This is a genomic window from Anabaenopsis sp. FSS-46 (assembly GCF_029891665.1).
GTDB classification, from domain to species: Bacteria; Cyanobacteriota; Cyanobacteriia; order Cyanobacteriales; family Nostocaceae; genus Anabaenopsis; species Anabaenopsis arnoldii.
This window is the reverse complement of sequence record NZ_JANQDG010000035.1, coordinates 1-15172: the sequence shown is the minus strand read 5'-3', so window position 1 is coordinate 15172 and position 15172 is coordinate 1. Positions and strand designations below refer to the sequence as shown.

Annotated in this window: 18 protein-coding genes and 1 pseudogene; 10 read left to right on the top strand and 9 right to left on the bottom strand. The window is 43.5% G+C overall.

Annotated elements, in window-relative coordinates; all coding sequences use genetic code 11:
- Together NWP21_RS03445 and NWP21_RS03440 are read right to left on the bottom strand one after the other, a co-directional pair.
- Positions 1–270 (bottom strand): MerR family DNA-binding transcriptional regulator (locus NWP21_RS03445; protein ID WP_280791620.1); only part of this gene is annotated, 270 nt, incomplete at its 3' end.
- Positions 271–324: 54 nt separating this feature from the next.
- Positions 325–708: a hypothetical protein gene (locus NWP21_RS03440; protein WP_280791619.1), complete on the bottom strand. Its 384-nt coding sequence runs from the start codon at positions 706–708 to the stop codon at positions 325–327.
- A 216-nt stretch (positions 709–924) separates the two neighbouring features.
- On the opposite strand from NWP21_RS03440, the gene folD reads away from it, so the two are divergent.
- The 3 genes from folD to NWP21_RS03425 all read left to right on the top strand — a co-directional run bounded on the left by folD (position 925) and on the right by NWP21_RS03425 (position 3353).
- The gene (gene folD, locus NWP21_RS03435; RefSeq protein WP_280791618.1) at positions 925–1803 is read left to right on the top strand and encodes a bifunctional methylenetetrahydrofolate dehydrogenase/methenyltetrahydrofolate cyclohydrolase FolD; all 879 of its coding nucleotides are present in this window, start codon (positions 925–927) and stop codon (positions 1801–1803) included.
- A 78-nt stretch (positions 1804–1881) separates the two neighbouring features.
- Complete coding sequence (crtE, locus tag NWP21_RS03430) at positions 1882–2811, top strand: geranylgeranyl diphosphate synthase CrtE (RefSeq protein WP_271732424.1); 930 nt, start codon at positions 1882–1884, stop codon at positions 2809–2811.
- A gap of 86 nt (positions 2812–2897) precedes the next feature.
- The gene (locus NWP21_RS03425) at positions 2898–3353 is read left to right on the top strand and encodes a divergent PAP2 family protein (RefSeq protein WP_271732426.1); all 456 of its coding nucleotides are present in this window, start codon (positions 2898–2900) and stop codon (positions 3351–3353) included.
- Between the two features lies 1 nt (position 3354).
- On the opposite strand, the gene NWP21_RS03420 is transcribed toward NWP21_RS03425, so the two are convergent.
- From NWP21_RS03420 to NWP21_RS03405, 4 genes are all read right to left on the bottom strand, one after another.
- Entirely contained in the window at positions 3355–4026 is a 672-nt protein-coding gene (locus NWP21_RS03420) for a hypothetical protein (protein WP_280791617.1), read from the bottom strand.
- 348 nt (positions 4027–4374) lie between these two features.
- Positions 4375–4704: an MgPME-cyclase complex family protein gene (locus tag NWP21_RS03415; RefSeq protein ID WP_271763480.1), complete on the bottom strand. Its 330-nt coding sequence runs from the start codon at positions 4702–4704 to the stop codon at positions 4375–4377.
- Between the two features lie 72 nt (positions 4705–4776).
- Positions 4777–5583 carry an ester cyclase gene (locus NWP21_RS03410; protein ID WP_271732430.1) on the bottom strand — a complete coding sequence of 269 codons (807 nt, stop codon included), beginning with the start codon at positions 5581–5583 and terminating at the stop codon, positions 4777–4779.
- 88 nt (positions 5584–5671) lie between these two features.
- Positions 5672–6391: a pyridoxine 5'-phosphate synthase gene (locus NWP21_RS03405; RefSeq protein WP_271732431.1), complete on the bottom strand. Its 720-nt coding sequence runs from the start codon at positions 6389–6391 to the stop codon at positions 5672–5674.
- 143 nt (positions 6392–6534) lie between these two features.
- Here NWP21_RS03405 and NWP21_RS03400 point away from each other — a divergent pair, with 143 nt between their 5' ends.
- Positions 6535–7173: a Uma2 family endonuclease gene (locus tag NWP21_RS03400; RefSeq protein ID WP_280791621.1), complete on the top strand. Its 639-nt coding sequence runs from the start codon at positions 6535–6537 to the stop codon at positions 7171–7173.
- A 27-nt stretch (positions 7174–7200) separates the two neighbouring features.
- On the opposite strand, the gene NWP21_RS03395 is transcribed toward NWP21_RS03400, so the two are convergent.
- Complete coding sequence (locus NWP21_RS03395; RefSeq protein WP_271732432.1) at positions 7201–7983, bottom strand: ABC transporter permease; 783 nt, start codon at positions 7981–7983, stop codon at positions 7201–7203.
- 92 nt (positions 7984–8075) lie between these two features.
- Between NWP21_RS03395 and NWP21_RS03390 the strand changes: the two genes are divergently transcribed.
- From NWP21_RS03390 to NWP21_RS03365, 6 genes are all read left to right on the top strand, one after another.
- The gene (locus NWP21_RS03390; protein ID WP_271732433.1) at positions 8076–8258 is read left to right on the top strand and encodes an RNA-binding S4 domain-containing protein; all 183 of its coding nucleotides are present in this window, start codon (positions 8076–8078) and stop codon (positions 8256–8258) included.
- An 892-nt stretch (positions 8259–9150) separates the two neighbouring features.
- The gene (locus NWP21_RS03385; protein ID WP_280791616.1) at positions 9151–9651 is read left to right on the top strand and encodes a DUF2231 domain-containing protein; all 501 of its coding nucleotides are present in this window, start codon (positions 9151–9153) and stop codon (positions 9649–9651) included.
- Positions 9648–10253 carry a DUF2231 domain-containing protein gene (locus tag NWP21_RS03380; protein WP_280791615.1) on the top strand — a complete coding sequence of 202 codons (606 nt, stop codon included), beginning with the start codon at positions 9648–9650 and terminating at the stop codon, positions 10251–10253. Before NWP21_RS03385 ends, NWP21_RS03380 begins: the two co-directional genes overlap by 4 nt.
- A gap of 9 nt (positions 10254–10262) precedes the next feature.
- The gene (locus NWP21_RS03375; RefSeq protein ID WP_280791614.1) at positions 10263–11174 is read left to right on the top strand and encodes a cytochrome c oxidase subunit II; all 912 of its coding nucleotides are present in this window, start codon (positions 10263–10265) and stop codon (positions 11172–11174) included.
- A gap of 6 nt (positions 11175–11180) precedes the next feature.
- Positions 11181–12842: a cytochrome c oxidase subunit I gene (gene ctaD, locus NWP21_RS03370; protein ID WP_280791613.1), complete on the top strand. Its 1662-nt coding sequence runs from the start codon at positions 11181–11183 to the stop codon at positions 12840–12842.
- Positions 12843–12885: 43 nt separating this feature from the next.
- Positions 12886–13500: a heme-copper oxidase subunit III gene (locus NWP21_RS03365; RefSeq protein ID WP_271734421.1), complete on the top strand. Its 615-nt coding sequence runs from the start codon at positions 12886–12888 to the stop codon at positions 13498–13500.
- 304 nt (positions 13501–13804) lie between these two features.
- Here the strand turns inward: NWP21_RS03365 and NWP21_RS03360 are convergent, their stop codons facing one another.
- Both NWP21_RS03360 and NWP21_RS03355 read right to left on the bottom strand, forming a co-directional pair.
- Positions 13805–14515: a filamentous hemagglutinin N-terminal domain-containing protein gene (locus NWP21_RS03360; RefSeq protein WP_348519750.1), complete on the bottom strand. Its 711-nt coding sequence runs from the start codon at positions 14513–14515 to the stop codon at positions 13805–13807.
- Between the two features lie 176 nt (positions 14516–14691).
- Positions 14692–15172: pseudogene (locus tag NWP21_RS03355) on the bottom strand (hypothetical protein); the annotation flags it as partial.

The following is a 15172-nucleotide window of genomic DNA, read 5'->3' as shown; positions in this document are numbered from 1 at the left end:
GATATCTTTGATGATTTCGGCATCTGGGTAGAGTGATTGCATATAGGCGATTTGTCTACCAAGGTCGTCTCGTTGCTTGGTTGAACTAACTCGGCAGTAGCAGACAATGGAAGTTCTAGCTGCACCACGGAGGTAGGATTCAACGTGAAAAAGTCTTTGTCCTGCTTCGTTTTTGATGCTTTCGATCTTGCCATTGTCTGCGTACTTCCTTAAAGTGTGTGGGTGCAGTCCCAGTTGTTTGACTGCTTCTCGTAGTGGTACATAAGCCATACTACTATCTGAGCATTTATGAGGATATGTAATCTATTATTAGCAAATAACTAGCTATTGGCTAACCTCTAGATAAACTTCCCCAAACTCTTGGTCAGCCAGGGTAATACTCTTGTAGCTAAGTTTACCCTTAATTACCACTTCCTCGCCTTCTTGGAGATGGGGTCGATGGGTAATTACCCAAATTTTGCCAGTGGAGTCATTAATTTGATATGCCCATTGCTTCACTAGGGGAACTTGCCTTTCTACCTTACCCCGGATGTAAACTATATTCCCCTGGTCTGTTGCTGGTTTAATTTCCTGAATCAGGGTGATTTTCTGACCCATGCTCAAGTTACCTCCATTTAGGCTGGGTGTTCTCAAGGAACTACAACTACAAAGTGCTGCTAAAAGTAACAAAGCAATGCTGCAAATATGAAAGTTTTTTATTAGTTGCATAGAGTCAGTTCCCGTGGGTAAATTTCCAGATTCGGGGAATGATTCTTCAATCCTTCCCTGTTCAGATGAGACAGTTAATCTGAGAAGATAAATAATATGAGTATATTCTTTTAGATAGCAAAACCCTATGAAACTAAGGCGCAATGCCTGAAGTAGTTAGGCACGCAAAAAACCCAAATATGTTACGAAAAGTAAACACGCCTCACAGCCTTTCCAATGAAAACAACAACGGCCAAAATTCTCGACGGTAAAGCGTTAGCTGCAAAAATTCATCAAGAAATTTCAGCTATTACTACACAAACACAAGGAAAAATTGGGCGGCTACCTGGTTTAGCTGTATTAATGGTGGGGGATAACCCAGCATCAGCTGCTTATGTACGCAACAAAGAACGAGCTTGCACTAAAGTTGGTATTGCTTCTTTTGGTCAGCATTTTCCCACAGAAACAACCCAAGGGGAACTTGAGGAGGTAATTGCTGCACTCAACCAAGATGAACGTGTAGATGGTATTCTCGTGCAGTTACCTCTCCCTAGCCACTTGGATGCTGTAGCCCTGTTAAATAAAATACACCCGGACAAAGATGCTGACGGACTGCATCCAGTTAACTTAGGGCGGCTAGTGCGGGGGGAGGCTGGTTTACGCAGTTGTACCCCAGCCGGTGTGATGCGGCTATTGCAGGAATATGAAATTTCTTTGCAGGGGAAAGAAGTTGTGGTGGTGGGACGCAGTATTTTAGTAGGTAAACCAATGGCCTTAATGCTACTGGAAGCTGATGCTACTGTTACCATTGCTCACTCGCGATCGCTCGACCTTGGTAAAATCACCAAGAATGCTGATATTATTATTGCTGCTGTAGGTCGCCCAGGATTAATTACCGGCGAAATAGTCAAACCAGGCTCTATTGTGGTAGATGTGGGTATGAATCGTGTAACAGATAGCAGTGGCAAAAGTCGGTTAGTGGGAGATGTTGACTGGGAATCAACTGCTAGTGTCGCCGAATATATAACTCCAGTTCCTGGTGGTGTTGGTCCCATGACTGTTGCCATGTTGTTACAAAATACAGTTACTAGTTATTTAAACAAAGCAAATTGTTAACACTTAACAGTCAACAGTTTAAAATTGTCACTGATAAGACAAACAACCAACCGGCCCTAAAATAGAAGGAATTGAAGAATGGTAGCAGCTGATAACCTCCAGAAAATGAAAGAGCAAGCCACCTTTAACCTGGAAGCCTATCTCCAAGAACGGCAAAAGCTTTGTGAAACTGCTTTGGATATGGCTATCCCTGTGATCTATCCAGAAAAGATTTATCAATCCATGCGCTACTCTCTATTAGCTGGAGGTAAGCGTCTGCGCCCCATTTTGTGCCTTGCCGCCTGTGAAATGATTGGCGGTACAATCTCCATGGCTATGCCCACAGCCTGTGCTATGGAAATGGTACACACAATGTCTCTCATTCACGACGACCTACCAGCAATGGATAATGATGATTATCGTCGTGGGAGATTGACAAATCACAAGGTTTATGGTGAAGATATTGCCATCTTAGCAGGTGATGGCTTGTTGGCTTACGCCTTTGAGTTTGTAGCCACTCAAACCCCCGAAACCGTTTCTAGAGAGCGAGTTTTACAAGTAATCGCCCGTCTGGGCAAAGCCCTAGGGGCAGCTGGTTTAGTGGGCGGTCAAGTGGTTGATTTAGATTCCGAAGGTAAATCAGATATTTCTCTAGAAACCCTGAATTTCATTCATAACCATAAAACAGCTGCCCTTTTAGAAGCCAGCGTCGTTTGTGGAGGAATACTCGCCGGGGCATCTTCTCAAGATATACAAAAACTCACCAGCTATTCTCAAAACATTGGTTTAGCATTTCAGATCATAGATGATATTTTAGATATCACCGCCACCCAGGAGCAATTAGGCAAGACTGCCGGTAAAGACCTAATAGCTAAAAAAGTTACCTATCCTAGCCTGTGGGGACTCGAAGAGTCACGCTCCAAAGCTCAACAGCTAGTCGAAGCAGCCTGTCAGGAACTAGAAACCTTCGGGAAATTGGCGCACCCACTCCAGTCCCTGGCTTACTTTATCACCAGTCGCAATCACTAAGTCAATAGACTTGGGATTTTGGGTTGCATAAAAATGTTTCCTCAGAAAATAATTGCCGCTAAATTTACTAACCGAACCGAAACACCATGCAGGACATAGGCCATATTTTAGATAACCGGGTGCTGCTGGTTGCTCTGGTAGCTTGTTTCATTGCTCAAGCATTGAAGCTCATAGTTGAGCTGGTCAAACATCGGAAACTGAATGTACGTGTTTTAGTTACAACTGGAGGTATGCCTAGCGCCCATTCAGCTTTAGTGACCGCTCTTGCAGCCGGTGTGGGAGAAAGTCTTGGTTGGGCATCGGCTGAGTTTGCTTTGGCTACGGTTTTCGCCATCATAGTTATGTACGATGCTGCCGGAGTCCGCCAAGCCGCTGGTAAACAAGCTCGTATTCTCAATCAAATGATTGATGAATTATTCCACGAAAAACCAGACTTTAGTCAAGACCGTCTGAAGGAATTACTCGGACATACACCAGTGCAGGTGATCGCTGGTTCCGCCTTGGGCTTAACCATCTATTGGTTAGCTCGGTCTGCTTACTAGTTTACAGAGGTACAGATGAGCGCAGTAACATTACCTTATTTCCATCTACTAGAATGGCAAAAAAACCGCTTTCGTTGAGCCTTTGTAGTTTCCTGTATGCCTCTTGTTGGTTCCCAGTATGAGCCGCCAATAGGTAAGGGCGTTGTCCGTAGGAAACTAAACCTATGTTACCGCCTACTACTTGTTGTATACTATTTGCTAGTTCTGGACGATTGAAATAATCTACCAATACAGCATAACCATCCCCTAGTAATTGGGGATTAAAGCTAATTGTCTGACGTGGAGTTGGTGGTGGTTGAACTGGATCTAGTACAACATCACCCGCTACTGCTCTTGTACTGATGATACTAGATAAGCCAGCAATATTCTTTATATATCTTCCCCAACGATTCGCGTCATCAATATTTTTAAATCCGCCTATGCGTGTCACTGTATCAGTAAGATATCGGCAAGTTGTAGCTTGAATCTGATTTGGTATAATATTGCGTAGCTGTTGGTAACTATCTGCCCTAGGACTCAGTACCAATAACACATATTCCCCAGGGCGCGGGAGTTCACAAACGGGAAGATTTTGTTGGGCGGACACAAAAGTCATGCTCCCCATCAAACTGGCTGCAGTCAGTGCTAATGCCCTAGATAAAGTATCAAATTTATGGATAAAATTGGCAGGCATAAATGGAATTCTTGAGGGGTAAAAAGGGGTTGAAGCCAAGAAACTAGAACCGTATGACCGGATTCTCAACAAGACCTATTGAAGGATAATGATAGCTAAATCCTCCGAAAACTGCTTTCAAAATTCACTACCACTTGCACATCACAAGACGGCTCTAATTTATCTTTTGATTTGCAGCTTCTTTGTTACCCATCAGGTGGAATCTTTGCCCAAGATTTCAAAAATGCATTTTTTGTTCCCCTACCGTCAGGGTAGGTATTGTACCTACCCTAGATTTTCTTCTCTTTTATTCCCCAAAAATATCAGGACTAAAGTCCTCAGTAGCAAACTCAGGAATATAAGAGTATATTAAGAGACATAGCTCAGAGATGCTAAAGGATCCGAGATAGTCTCGGAGGGAGCCTGAAATTCTCCCGTAATCACATACTCAAATCGCAGTTTTAACCAGGTTATAAATTGGGGGTTGGTAGAAATAATGGCGGCGGCAGGTTGAGGACACTTCGCTTTTACCTGTGCCATTTCAGGTGATTCTAGGAAAGCTGGCTGCTTCACCAACCAAAAATCAATTTCTTTTTCTTGTTCATGGTAGTATCGAGTCCGCTCCTTGAGCACCTCCGAGGTTGGTTCCTCGTGGATGAGAAATTTTTGACTTGCCAAAACGTAATAATATGTTTGCATTTTTCAACCCTTGCTATTCAATAAATTGAGGAAGATGCACCACTGTCACCCTGAAAAATAATTAAACCGGAATTACCTAATTAAGGCACTAAATGGACAAGCACTAGGTTTTCTTGAGTCACTTTTGGGTTTTTCTTGCCCATACCACAATTTTTGGAGAAAACTCCAAAAATTTCCTGGCTTCTGCTTTGGTATGGCTGATACCACCCGATCGCGATCGCCAGTTTCTGGTTTTGCGCTTGCTGTCAGCTTCTCCAAAAACTTGGTGTTGTCATAATAGTGTTCTAAGGAGAGGATTTTCAAGTCATCGCTAACATGGGCAATGCTCATACCGATTACTTCTATGGTTTCTCCTGTGGGTGCGTAGTCCTTATATGCACCTTTAAAGTGTCCCCAATGTCGCCACTTAAAAGCCACAGTCGGGGGTGCTGAAAACACTTCTAACACCTCCCACAGAAATCCTTCGGGAAATGCTGTATGGAAGAGGTTTGTGGATGTTTCAAAGTTTTCCTCAGCAGCTTTGTAATGTTGAGTATTACCAATCAACAGCTTGTAAGTCCCTGACTCTACCACATCTGATAGAGTGTAGCTAGGACCTCCATTGGTACTCATGCGGAACTGATCATTGACAACTGATATCCACTGCTGGGGGTTGGTTTTGAAGTTAGCTTCTACATCAAAAGTTCTCACTAGATTTTGCACTATCGCCTCTAGTGAACCTTGGGGATGATTACGTGTACTCTCCTTCGCCAGATTCTCATTGGAACGGGTATAGTCGGGAAACTTCCCATAGCGCCATTCGATATTTGTACTCTGTTCTAGTACTTGATCTCTGTGCTGTACCCAAAGGGGGAGACCGTTAGACTCTGTTGAGGTCATAGAACTTCCTTCTCAAAGATGTAACTCCAAATTTGGTGGATTTCGCAGTTCCAACCCCTCTATTTTGAATTTCTACCAGTAGATATAGTTACAGCCCCTGTATGGCTTGTTTCATTTCCCGGACTGCTCTTTCTATTCCTACTAATGCTGCTCGACTGATAATGGTATGGCCAATGTTGAGTTCTTCCATTCCTGGTAATGCAGCTACAGGGTAAACGTTCCAGTAGGTCAGTCCATGTCCTGCATTAACCCGTAAGCCGGCTTTTATTGCTTGCTCACATCCGTGAGCTAATAGGGCTAGTTCTTGCTGGCGACTTTTTTCCTCTTTAGCCTCAGCGTACTGGCCGGTGTGCAGTTCAATAAATTGGGCTTTGACCTTGACAGATGCTTCAATTTGTGCATCTTGAGCATCAATAAATAGACTCACCGGAATACCAGCGCTCTGCAATTTATCAACTATTTCCCCTATTCTAGCAGTTTGCCCAGCGATATCTAGTCCGCCTTCTGTGGTAACTTCTTCCCGCTTTTCGGGCACTAAGGTCACGTAGTCGGGTTTAATATCAAGGGCAATTCTCACCATTTCGTCCGTGGCGGCCATTTCTAAGTTGAGGTGCGATCGCACTGTTTGCCGTAACAGTAACACATCTCTGTCCTGAATATGCCGCCGATCTTCCCGTAAATGTACAGTAATGCCATCTGCACCCGCTAATTCTGCCAGTACCGCCGCTGCTACGGGGTCTGGTTCCACTGTCCGTCGCGCTTGACGGATGGTGGCGATGTGGTCAATATTAACCCCCAGTGTAGGCACCCTTGTATCCCCCTATCCATAATCCATAAGCTTTAATTTTAACGGATTTTAGCTATATTTAACCAATAGAATTATGGTTGAGCGATCGCCTAAATCCCCAAGCAGGATTTAGAATAATATTTACACTCACTCTTTGCGGCGGTATGCTTTTAGAACTACAACAGATTATCGTCAAACCAGGACAAGAAATGTTGCTACAAGATATTACTTGGCAGCAGTTAGAAAATATTTTGGCAGAAATGGGAGAAAAACGGGCTGCACGTATTTCTTATAGTGATGGTTGGTTAGAAATTATGGTTCCTTTACCTGAACACGAAAAAGATAAAGAATATATTGGTGATTTAGTTAAAATTTTGCTAGAAACACTCCAAATTGATTTTGAACCTTTTGGTTCCACTACACTAAAAAACGAACAAATGCGGCAAGCAGTCGAACCAGATACTTGTTTTTATATTCAAAATCAAGCTGCTGTAATTGCTAAAAATCGTCTTGATTTAACTGTAGACCCACCACCAGATTTAGCAATTGAAATTGATATTACCTCCCGGACTAGATTTGATAACTATGAGATTTTAGGAGTTCCTGAACTGTGGCGATATACAAAACAAGGTTTAGAAATTTCTCTGCTACAGGAAGGAAAATATCTCAAAGTTCTATCTAGTCCTAATTTTCCTAATATCCCCATTGTGGAATTAATTAATGAATATGTTCAACAATGTTTAACTATTGGCAGAAGTCAAGCTATGCGTAATTTTAGAACTTGGCTCAACAGTAATTTATAATTATTTTTAATTTGGACACTTCTCGCCCTAACTCGAAGCACTAGTATAAAAGCGTAAAGCAAACCGCCAAAAAGCGTTAGACATCCAAAAGAGTAATACAGCTAACACCCCAGCACCTATAGACCAGTTAACTTCACCCCGACCCAGCATAGCTTCCGCTGGTATTGTAGTTAAAAATGCCACTGGTACTACAAAAGTAAAGAAAAAGCGGTAAGCCGTGGGATAAGCTACCATCGGATATCTACCAGCTTCTAACAAACCCCGCAGAACTTCTGTAGAATTGTATATTTTTACAAACCAAATGCTGGTAGCACCCAGTATAAACCAGAGACTATAAAGAATTACCAAACCAAATAACAACGGTACTGCACTCATCAGGTAATTCTTGATGCCTAAACCCAGGTTTGTACCTGCATAGCCAATGACAATACTACCAAAAACTAAATCTGGTAGTCCCCAAGGTGACAAGGTGTGAGTCGAAAGCCAAAACTGACTGCGGATAGGTTTGAGTAACACAAAATCTAATGTACCTTCCTGGACATGGCGGACAATGCGATTGAGGTTTGGCGCTAAAAAAGTAGCTGAAAACCCTTGTAGTAGAGTAAAAATTCCCAGAACTAGTAAAGCCGCCGACCATGACCAGCCGGTAAAGGTGTAACCAGTCCGGTAAAATAAGAAGAGTCCGAATAAACTACCTGCAAGATTACCCAGACTGCTGAGGGTAGCTATCAGAAAATTCAGGCGATACTCCATCTCAGAGGCGATCGCCGTACTCCAAAATAACCCTAGTACTTGCCAATATCTTCTCACCTTGCACCCAGAGCAACAACATACTGACAGCATAGCGAATCACTAGCCATCTGGCCTATAGGATCAAATATGACCCGTGCAAAACGAATTAAATGATTAAACTAGACCAGTTTCTCAAATTCATGGGTGTAGCCGCAACCGGAGGACAAGCCAAGCTGATGATTATTGATGGTGGCGTAAAAGTCAATGGTACAGTGGAAACCCGAAGAGGACGCAAATTAGTATTAGGCGACAAAGTAACAGTAGAAGGGAAAACCTTTGAGGTGGATGTATAATCGTCCCTAAATTACCTACCCTACCCTGATTTTGGTTAAGTCCTTGCCATTAAAGGGTAAAGATTGCTGTTCAATGATTGAATACTTACTTTTAGAGGATGTTTGTCAAGTCATGATTAGTGTATCAACTATTGTTTGACCCCTCCCTCACCTTTCCCTTAAAAACGGAAAGGTGACTGGATTTTATTGTTTTTTGTGTGGTCGGTGTGTTCCGGTGTTCCCTAATCCGGTGTTCCCTGTTCCGGTGTTCCCTGTTCCGGTGTTCCCTAATCCCTAATCCCTGTTCCCTAATCCCTAATCCCTGTTCCCTAATCCCTAATCCCTGTTCCCTAATCCCTGTTCCCTGTTCCCTGTTCCCTAATCCCTAATCCCTGTTCCGGTGTTCCGGTGTTCCGGTGTTCCGGTGTTCCCTGTTCCCTGTTCCCTGTTCCCTGTTCCGGTGTTCCCTGTTCCCTTTAATAATTGATTAATGTATCGCTAGCACCACCCTATTGAAAATAGCCAGATAATTTACATTAGAGAAATATTACGTTGCTTCATATAAACAATTTTCCAACTTTCTCTAATTTTTTTTGACAATTAGTAAAAAAATCTTTAAGCTAAAAGATAGGTTACACAGTTCCGACAAAAAACAGCAATTTTGTTAGATAAATTAAAAATTGCTCTTGTAGATTATCGGCATGAACAAATGAACTGAACTCAATGCTTGATGATAAATAGTAACGGCATCACTTTGAGCTTCAGTAGAGACCTAGGAGTAAGATATTTTGACATTGACCGGATTTCGCTGCAAGTAGCTATACAAACTCCGGTCACGTGTTAATCATGATAGTGGTGTGAGGATTTGCAACATTGACAAGTGAGGTGCAATAGATATGTCCAGGAGAACACAATGCTTGAGTATCTGACATCTTTAAACGATCACAATTTGCCCTATCCAGATACGATTCACCCCATCATTGTCCACTTCGTAATTGCGATGGTTTTGTTTGCATTCTTCTGCGATATACTCGGTTACTTTACTGGTAGAACTCATCTGTTTGAGGTGAGTTGGTGGAATATGTTTGTGGCGACCATCGCTATCTTCGTGGCCATTATTTTCGGTCAATTTGAAGCCGGTTTAGCACAACCCTACACCCAAGCTAAATCAGTATTAAATGTACATACATTGGTTGGTTGGTCCCTATCGGGAATTATCGCATCCGTTACAGCTTGGCGGTATGTAATTCGCAGCCGCAACCCGTACAAATTGCCCATTCATTATATGCTGGCTGGGTTGTTATTAACTGTGATTGTCGGCGTGCAAGTATATCTGGGAGATCAACTGGTGTGGGTATATGGACTGCACACAGTACCAGTTGTTGAAGCAGTCAAGGAAGGTATCTTGCCATGAACTCGGAATTAATTGATCAAATAAGCGGCCAATTCGGGGCTAATGGACTACCCTACTCGATTCCCATTCATCCTAACTTAGTCCATCTTACCTTGGGTCTGTTCATCATTGGCATTACCTTTGATCTTGTAGGTATGCTGTTCCCCTGGCAAAAATGGGTCTTCAAGTTTTTAGCCATTCCTGTCGAACCTGCCAACTTTTTTGATGTGGGGTGGTACAACATGGTCGGCTCCACTATCATTACTATTTTCACTGTAGCTGCGGGCTTTTATGAAATGCTGCTCGCAACACCATCTAGTAATGTCAAAAGTGCTTGGGGAATGCAGGCCATGGAAACCATGCTTTGGCATGGTGTGGGTGGGGTATTCTTGCTGGGGCTGATTCTAGGGATGACTGTTTGGAGAGGATGGCAGCGTTTTATTTGGAGTCAAGACCCAGCACAAGAAGTGCAGTGGAGTTATTTAGCCACGGGAATAGTAGTGATGTTGATTATGTACGTCCACGGCACACTAGGAGCGCAAATGGCGGCAGAATTTGGCATACATAATACAGCAGATAACTTGCTGAGAATGGGCGCTGACCTAAACACAATGCTCAAGTAACTAACAATTATGGACTTGCGGAAGATTTCAAATATTTTCACCCTGTTGGTGGCTGCAACCATTGTGACTATCATCAGTCTCTGGATAGGACAGCAGGCTTATAGCTGGCTTCCCCCCCAAGCAGCAGCAGAATCTCAGCTAATTGATGATTTAATTAGCTTCTTAGTCACCCTGGGTGCATTCATCTTTTTAGGTGTAACCGGCACTCTGATGTACTCGATCATTTTCCACCGGGCACAAAGATGGGACTTGAGCGATGGCCCCCACATTGAGGGTAACGTTACCTTAGAGGTGGTGTGGACAGCAATCCCCATTATGTTAGTGTTATGGATTGCTGCCTATAGCTACCAAGTCTACGAGCAAATGGGGATTCAAGGACCCATGGAACTAGTCCATTTGCATAATCCTGTAAGTATGGAATCGGCTGATGCAGCACCCCAGGAGCAAGGGGAACCGGTAGAAAACATTGATGTAGTGGCTAAACAATGGGCGTGGGTGTTCCACTATCCTGAAAGAAATGTTACCAGTACCGAATTGCATTTACCAAGCGATCGCCGGGTACGTTTAGCACTAAAATCAGAAGACGTGCTACATGGCTTCTATATTCCTGCATTCCGCCTCAAGCAGGACATTGTACCCAACCACACCATTGACTTTGAATTTACACCCATCCGTGAGGGACAGTATCGGTTAACCGATTCTCAATATAGTGGTACATACTTTGCCACCATGCAGGCCAATGTAGTTGTGGAATCTCCCGAAGATTACCATCAATGGCTATCCTACGCTGCCACCCAAAAGCCCACACCAGCCCCAAATCAGGCAGCCTCTGAGTATGCCCAAGCAGCCAGTCAGCCAGTCAAAAACGGTTGGGCTAGAGTAGCACCAGCAACATCTCCTCTAGTCAATTATCCTGGGTAATGACCAATGACACATATCTCTGTTACAGACATCAGTCACCCTGGTGAGCAACCAGGTAGCTGGAAAAAATACTTCAGCTTTAGCACCGACCATAAGGTAATTGGTATACAGTACCTGGTCACCTCATTTATCTTCTTTCTCGTCGGCGGGATCTTCGCCATGGTAATTCGCGGAGAACTAATTACACCCGAATCTGACCTAGTAGACCGCACCGTTTATAACGGGATGTTCACCATGCACGGCACTGTCATGCTGTTCTTGTGGACATTTCCCTCCCTAGTAGGCTTTGCCAACTATCTAGTACCCCTAATGATTGGGGCGCGAGATATGGCATTTCCCCGACTCAACGCCGTCGCCTTTTGGATGGTACCGGTGGTAGGGATTCTCTTAATGACCAGTTTCTTAGTCCCCGGTGGTCCAGCCCAAGCCGGTTGGTGGTCTTACCCACCAGTAAGCTTGCAAAACCCCACCGGTAACTTAATTAATGGTCAAGTAGTTTGGTTACTAGCAGTAGCCATCTCCGGTGTTTCCTCCATCATGGGTGCTGTTAACTTTGTTACCACCATCGTCAAGATGCGCGCCCCGGGGATGGGCTTCTTTCGGATGCCTTTATTTGTCTGGGCAGTATTTAGCGCCCAGATTATCCAATTGTTTGGATTACCTGCACTCACAGCCGGTGCAGTGATGTTACTACTAGACCTGACCGCAGGAACTGCCTTTTTTAACCCCAGCCACGGCGGTAATCCAGTGATGTTTCAGCATTACTTCTGGTTTTACTCCCACCCGGCTGTTTACGTGATTATCTTGCCCATCTTTGGCATTTTCTCAGAAATATTCCCAGTCTACGCCCGCAAACCATTGTTTGGCTACAAAGTAGTTGCCATCTCCTCAATGTTAATTGCGGTAGTCAGTGGTATCGTCTGGGTACACCATATGTACGTCAGTGGTACACCTGGTTGGATGCGGTTAATATTCATGCTCACCACCATGTTTGTATCCGTACCCACAGGTATTAAAGTATTTGCTTGGGTAGCAACCATTTGGGGCGGTAAACTGCGGCTAGATACAGCCATGCTGTTTTCCCTGGGTGGCTTAATCATGTTTGTATTCGCCGGGATCACAGGTATTATGCTTTCCTCAGTACCTGTAGATGTACACGTCAACAATACTTACTTTGTGGTCGGTCACTTTCACTATGTCCTCTTTGGCACAGTGACCATGGGTTTATATTCCGCCATTTACCACTGGTTCCCCAAAATGACCGGCAGAATGTACTACGAAGGCTGGGGTAAATTGCACTTTTGGCTAACATTTATTGGCACTAACCTTAACTTTTTACCCATGCACCCCTTGGGTTTGCAAGGAATGTTACGCCGGGTTTCCTCCTACGCTCCAGAGTACGAATTTTGGAATATTATCGCCAGTCTGGGGGCTTTCATGCTGGGAATGTCCACCTTACCATTCATTTTCAACATGGTCATTTCCTGGATGCAAGGGGAAAAAGCACCTGATAATCCCTGGAGAGCGATCGGACTAGAGTGGATGGTTTCTTCACCCCCCCCAGTGGAAAACTTCGAGGAAATTCCCATCATTATTTCTGAACCTTACGGCTACGGCAAATTAGAACCCTTAACAGCCAACAACCCCGCATTAAAAAACGCAGACTAAATCTCCGCGTTCCTCTGGGTTTAAAAAAGGAGAATTCCCATCAATGGACAGTTCCATCAACTCAGAAGAGTTGCAATTACCTCACCATCACACAGGCGTTGAACACGAACACGACGAAGAAGGCAATAAAATGTTTGGCTTCATTGTGTTCCTCCTATCGGAAAGCGTTATCTTCCTGAGTTTCTTCGCCGGGTATATCGTCTACAAAACCACAACTCCTAACTGGTTACCAGATGGAGTTTCCGGGCTAGAAATTATAGAACCCGCCATCAATACAGTCATTCTTGTTTCCAGTAGCTTTGTGATTTACTTAGCAGAACGAGCCCTACAAAAACACGATTTAAGGGGATTTCGCATCTATCTGGCCGCCACTATGGCCATGGGTACCTACTTTTTAGTGGGACAAGGTATTGAATGGAGTAACCTCGAGTTTGGGTTCACTTCCGGGGTATTCGGTGGGATGTTCTATCTGCTGACTGGTTTTCACGGTTTGCACGTTCTCACTGGTATTCTGTTACAGTTGATTATTTTTTTCCGTTCTTTCTTACCGGGAAACTACGATTCCGGTCACTTTGGGGTCAATGCGACCTCGTTATTCTGGCACTTCGTAGATGTGATTTGGATTGTTTTGTTTATCCTTATCTATATTTGGCAATAGGTTTTTGGGGATACTGCTGTTCAGTCGGTCGTGTCCCCATTTTTTTACCTATGGGTGAATATTAAGATGGATTGACACGCAGGTATAAAATCTCAACAACATATAAAGTATACTTAGCCACTAAGTATTTTATCAGGATTAGGTATATGTATCATCGGTTATTGAGATGGTAGATGCTGATGTATAATGTATACTTGTTTATTTATAGCCTTTTTCAGGCTCATGAAGTACACACCAATTCCCTGTTCCCTCAAACTAAAAAAAATTGTACCTCACGAGCATGGGAAATGATATATACATGAGTTTAAACTTTTTTAAAACAGCATATAGTTACTGAGAATATGGATGTTAACCCACCCAACTCTACTGTACTCCCCCGTGAGCTGATTTGAGTGTTATTCAGGCTGACATCACCCCCAATCAAAGCTAAGGTTTTACCCTCTGGAACAGTCAGACTAGAATTAGTCAGGGTAATATTTCCTGGATGATCCCGAAATCTTAACCCCCTGGGAATATTCACAGTTAATAACGGCTCTACTGTCGTATCTGTGCTATTAAACTCATAATTATCAAAGATGATACTATCGGCACTAGAAGCCATAAAGGAACCTTTGACATCTAACCGAGCATTGTCACCAAAACTAATACCATGGGGATTAATTAAAAATAGGTTAGCATTCCCCAATACTCCCAAGGTTCCCAAAATGCTAGAAGGATTACTTCCCGTCACCCTGGTAAAAATATTACCAATATTATCGGGGTGACTAAAATAAACCCCTCTATCAGCGCCGACGTTAAAATCAGTGAAACTGTGAAATAAGTTACTCCCACGGATGGCTCCCCCTTCGATGATGTCACGGTTATTTACCGTATCATTCCTGACTGTGGAGTTTAAGCTATTGTCTGGTGTGAGTTGGGCGGTTACCATCTGCATATTTGCAGTAGTAATTAAGCCGATGAATATCTGAAGGAATAAGTGAGAAGTAATATATTTTGTTAACCCATCAATTTTCATAACCTTGACTCCACAAAGTAGAATCAGCAGAAAAACAGAGGGCTTGAATCTGGTTTCTAATCTGAGCTTTTTTTTGTGAGTTGTTTGCATTGTCACCCTGACTTTAATTTGATCAACAATTAAGTTACATCAATACCCGGCAAGATGCCCGTACTACAAGAGCTTGAGTGCGACATTTACTGACAATATGCCGTAGCAGGATCAACTCGGTGAGGGTCATTTCCCCTAGAATAAGCCACTAGAAGCACATCCCCTTGAGCATTAACTACCCATCCCTGGGCGGGGATAACTCTTCGAGTCATCATAGATACAGGACTGACCACAGCCGATGATTCCTCCAGGGTGGGAGCAATTAAACTCACTGCTACCTCATGACTGCTGTGGAGTTGTTCCGGGGAACGAGGTAAACCCCCCTTACCTCTGACCGTAAATTCACTTTGTCCCCATTGTCGGCAAGCATTTTGAGCAATTAAAGCATTGGGGTCAACGACGTTTTGAGACAATTCAATTAATCCTTGACTCGGGTCAACCTCCGGGGTATTAGTTTCTATAACACCATCAATACCCAGTTGGGAACTAGCAGTAATTTTACTCTGTGTATCCTGAAAGATTCTCTGGGCAGTGATGTTAATATTTCCTCCTCTTCCCGCAAAAGCA

What these genes read in the sequence shown, in the direction of transcription:
- NWP21_RS03410 (WP_271732430.1), bottom strand. Translation starts at nt 5,583, where the DNA reads ATGACCTCAACAGAGTCTAACGGTCTCCCCCTTTGGGTACAGCACAGA.
- folD (WP_280791618.1), top strand. Translation starts at nt 925, where the DNA reads ATGAAAACAACAACGGCCAAAATTCTCGACGGTAAAGCGTTAGCTGCA.
- NWP21_RS03385 (WP_280791616.1), top strand. Translation starts at nt 9,151, where the DNA reads ATGCTTGAGTATCTGACATCTTTAAACGATCACAATTTGCCCTATCCA.
- NWP21_RS03425 (WP_271732426.1), top strand. Translation starts at nt 2,898, where the DNA reads ATGCAGGACATAGGCCATATTTTAGATAACCGGGTGCTGCTGGTTGCT.
- NWP21_RS03390 (WP_271732433.1), top strand. Translation starts at nt 8,076, where the DNA reads ATGATTAAACTAGACCAGTTTCTCAAATTCATGGGTGTAGCCGCAACC.
- NWP21_RS03400 (WP_280791621.1), top strand. Translation starts at nt 6,535, where the DNA reads ATGCTTTTAGAACTACAACAGATTATCGTCAAACCAGGACAAGAAATG.
- NWP21_RS03375 (WP_280791614.1), top strand. Translation starts at nt 10,263, where the DNA reads ATGGACTTGCGGAAGATTTCAAATATTTTCACCCTGTTGGTGGCTGCA.
- NWP21_RS03360 (WP_348519750.1), bottom strand. Translation starts at nt 14,515, where the DNA reads ATGAAAATTGATGGGTTAACAAAATATATTACTTCTCACTTATTCCTT.
- crtE (WP_271732424.1), top strand. Translation starts at nt 1,882, where the DNA reads ATGGTAGCAGCTGATAACCTCCAGAAAATGAAAGAGCAAGCCACCTTT.
- NWP21_RS03415 (WP_271763480.1), bottom strand. Translation starts at nt 4,704, where the DNA reads ATGCAAACATATTATTACGTTTTGGCAAGTCAAAAATTTCTCATCCAC.
- NWP21_RS03380 (WP_280791615.1), top strand. Translation starts at nt 9,648, where the DNA reads ATGAACTCGGAATTAATTGATCAAATAAGCGGCCAATTCGGGGCTAAT.
- NWP21_RS03365 (WP_271734421.1), top strand. Translation starts at nt 12,886, where the DNA reads ATGGACAGTTCCATCAACTCAGAAGAGTTGCAATTACCTCACCATCAC.
- NWP21_RS03440 (WP_280791619.1), bottom strand. Translation starts at nt 708, where the DNA reads ATGCAACTAATAAAAAACTTTCATATTTGCAGCATTGCTTTGTTACTT.
- NWP21_RS03420 (WP_280791617.1), bottom strand. Translation starts at nt 4,026, where the DNA reads ATGCCTGCCAATTTTATCCATAAATTTGATACTTTATCTAGGGCATTA.
- ctaD (WP_280791613.1), top strand. Translation starts at nt 11,181, where the DNA reads ATGACACATATCTCTGTTACAGACATCAGTCACCCTGGTGAGCAACCA.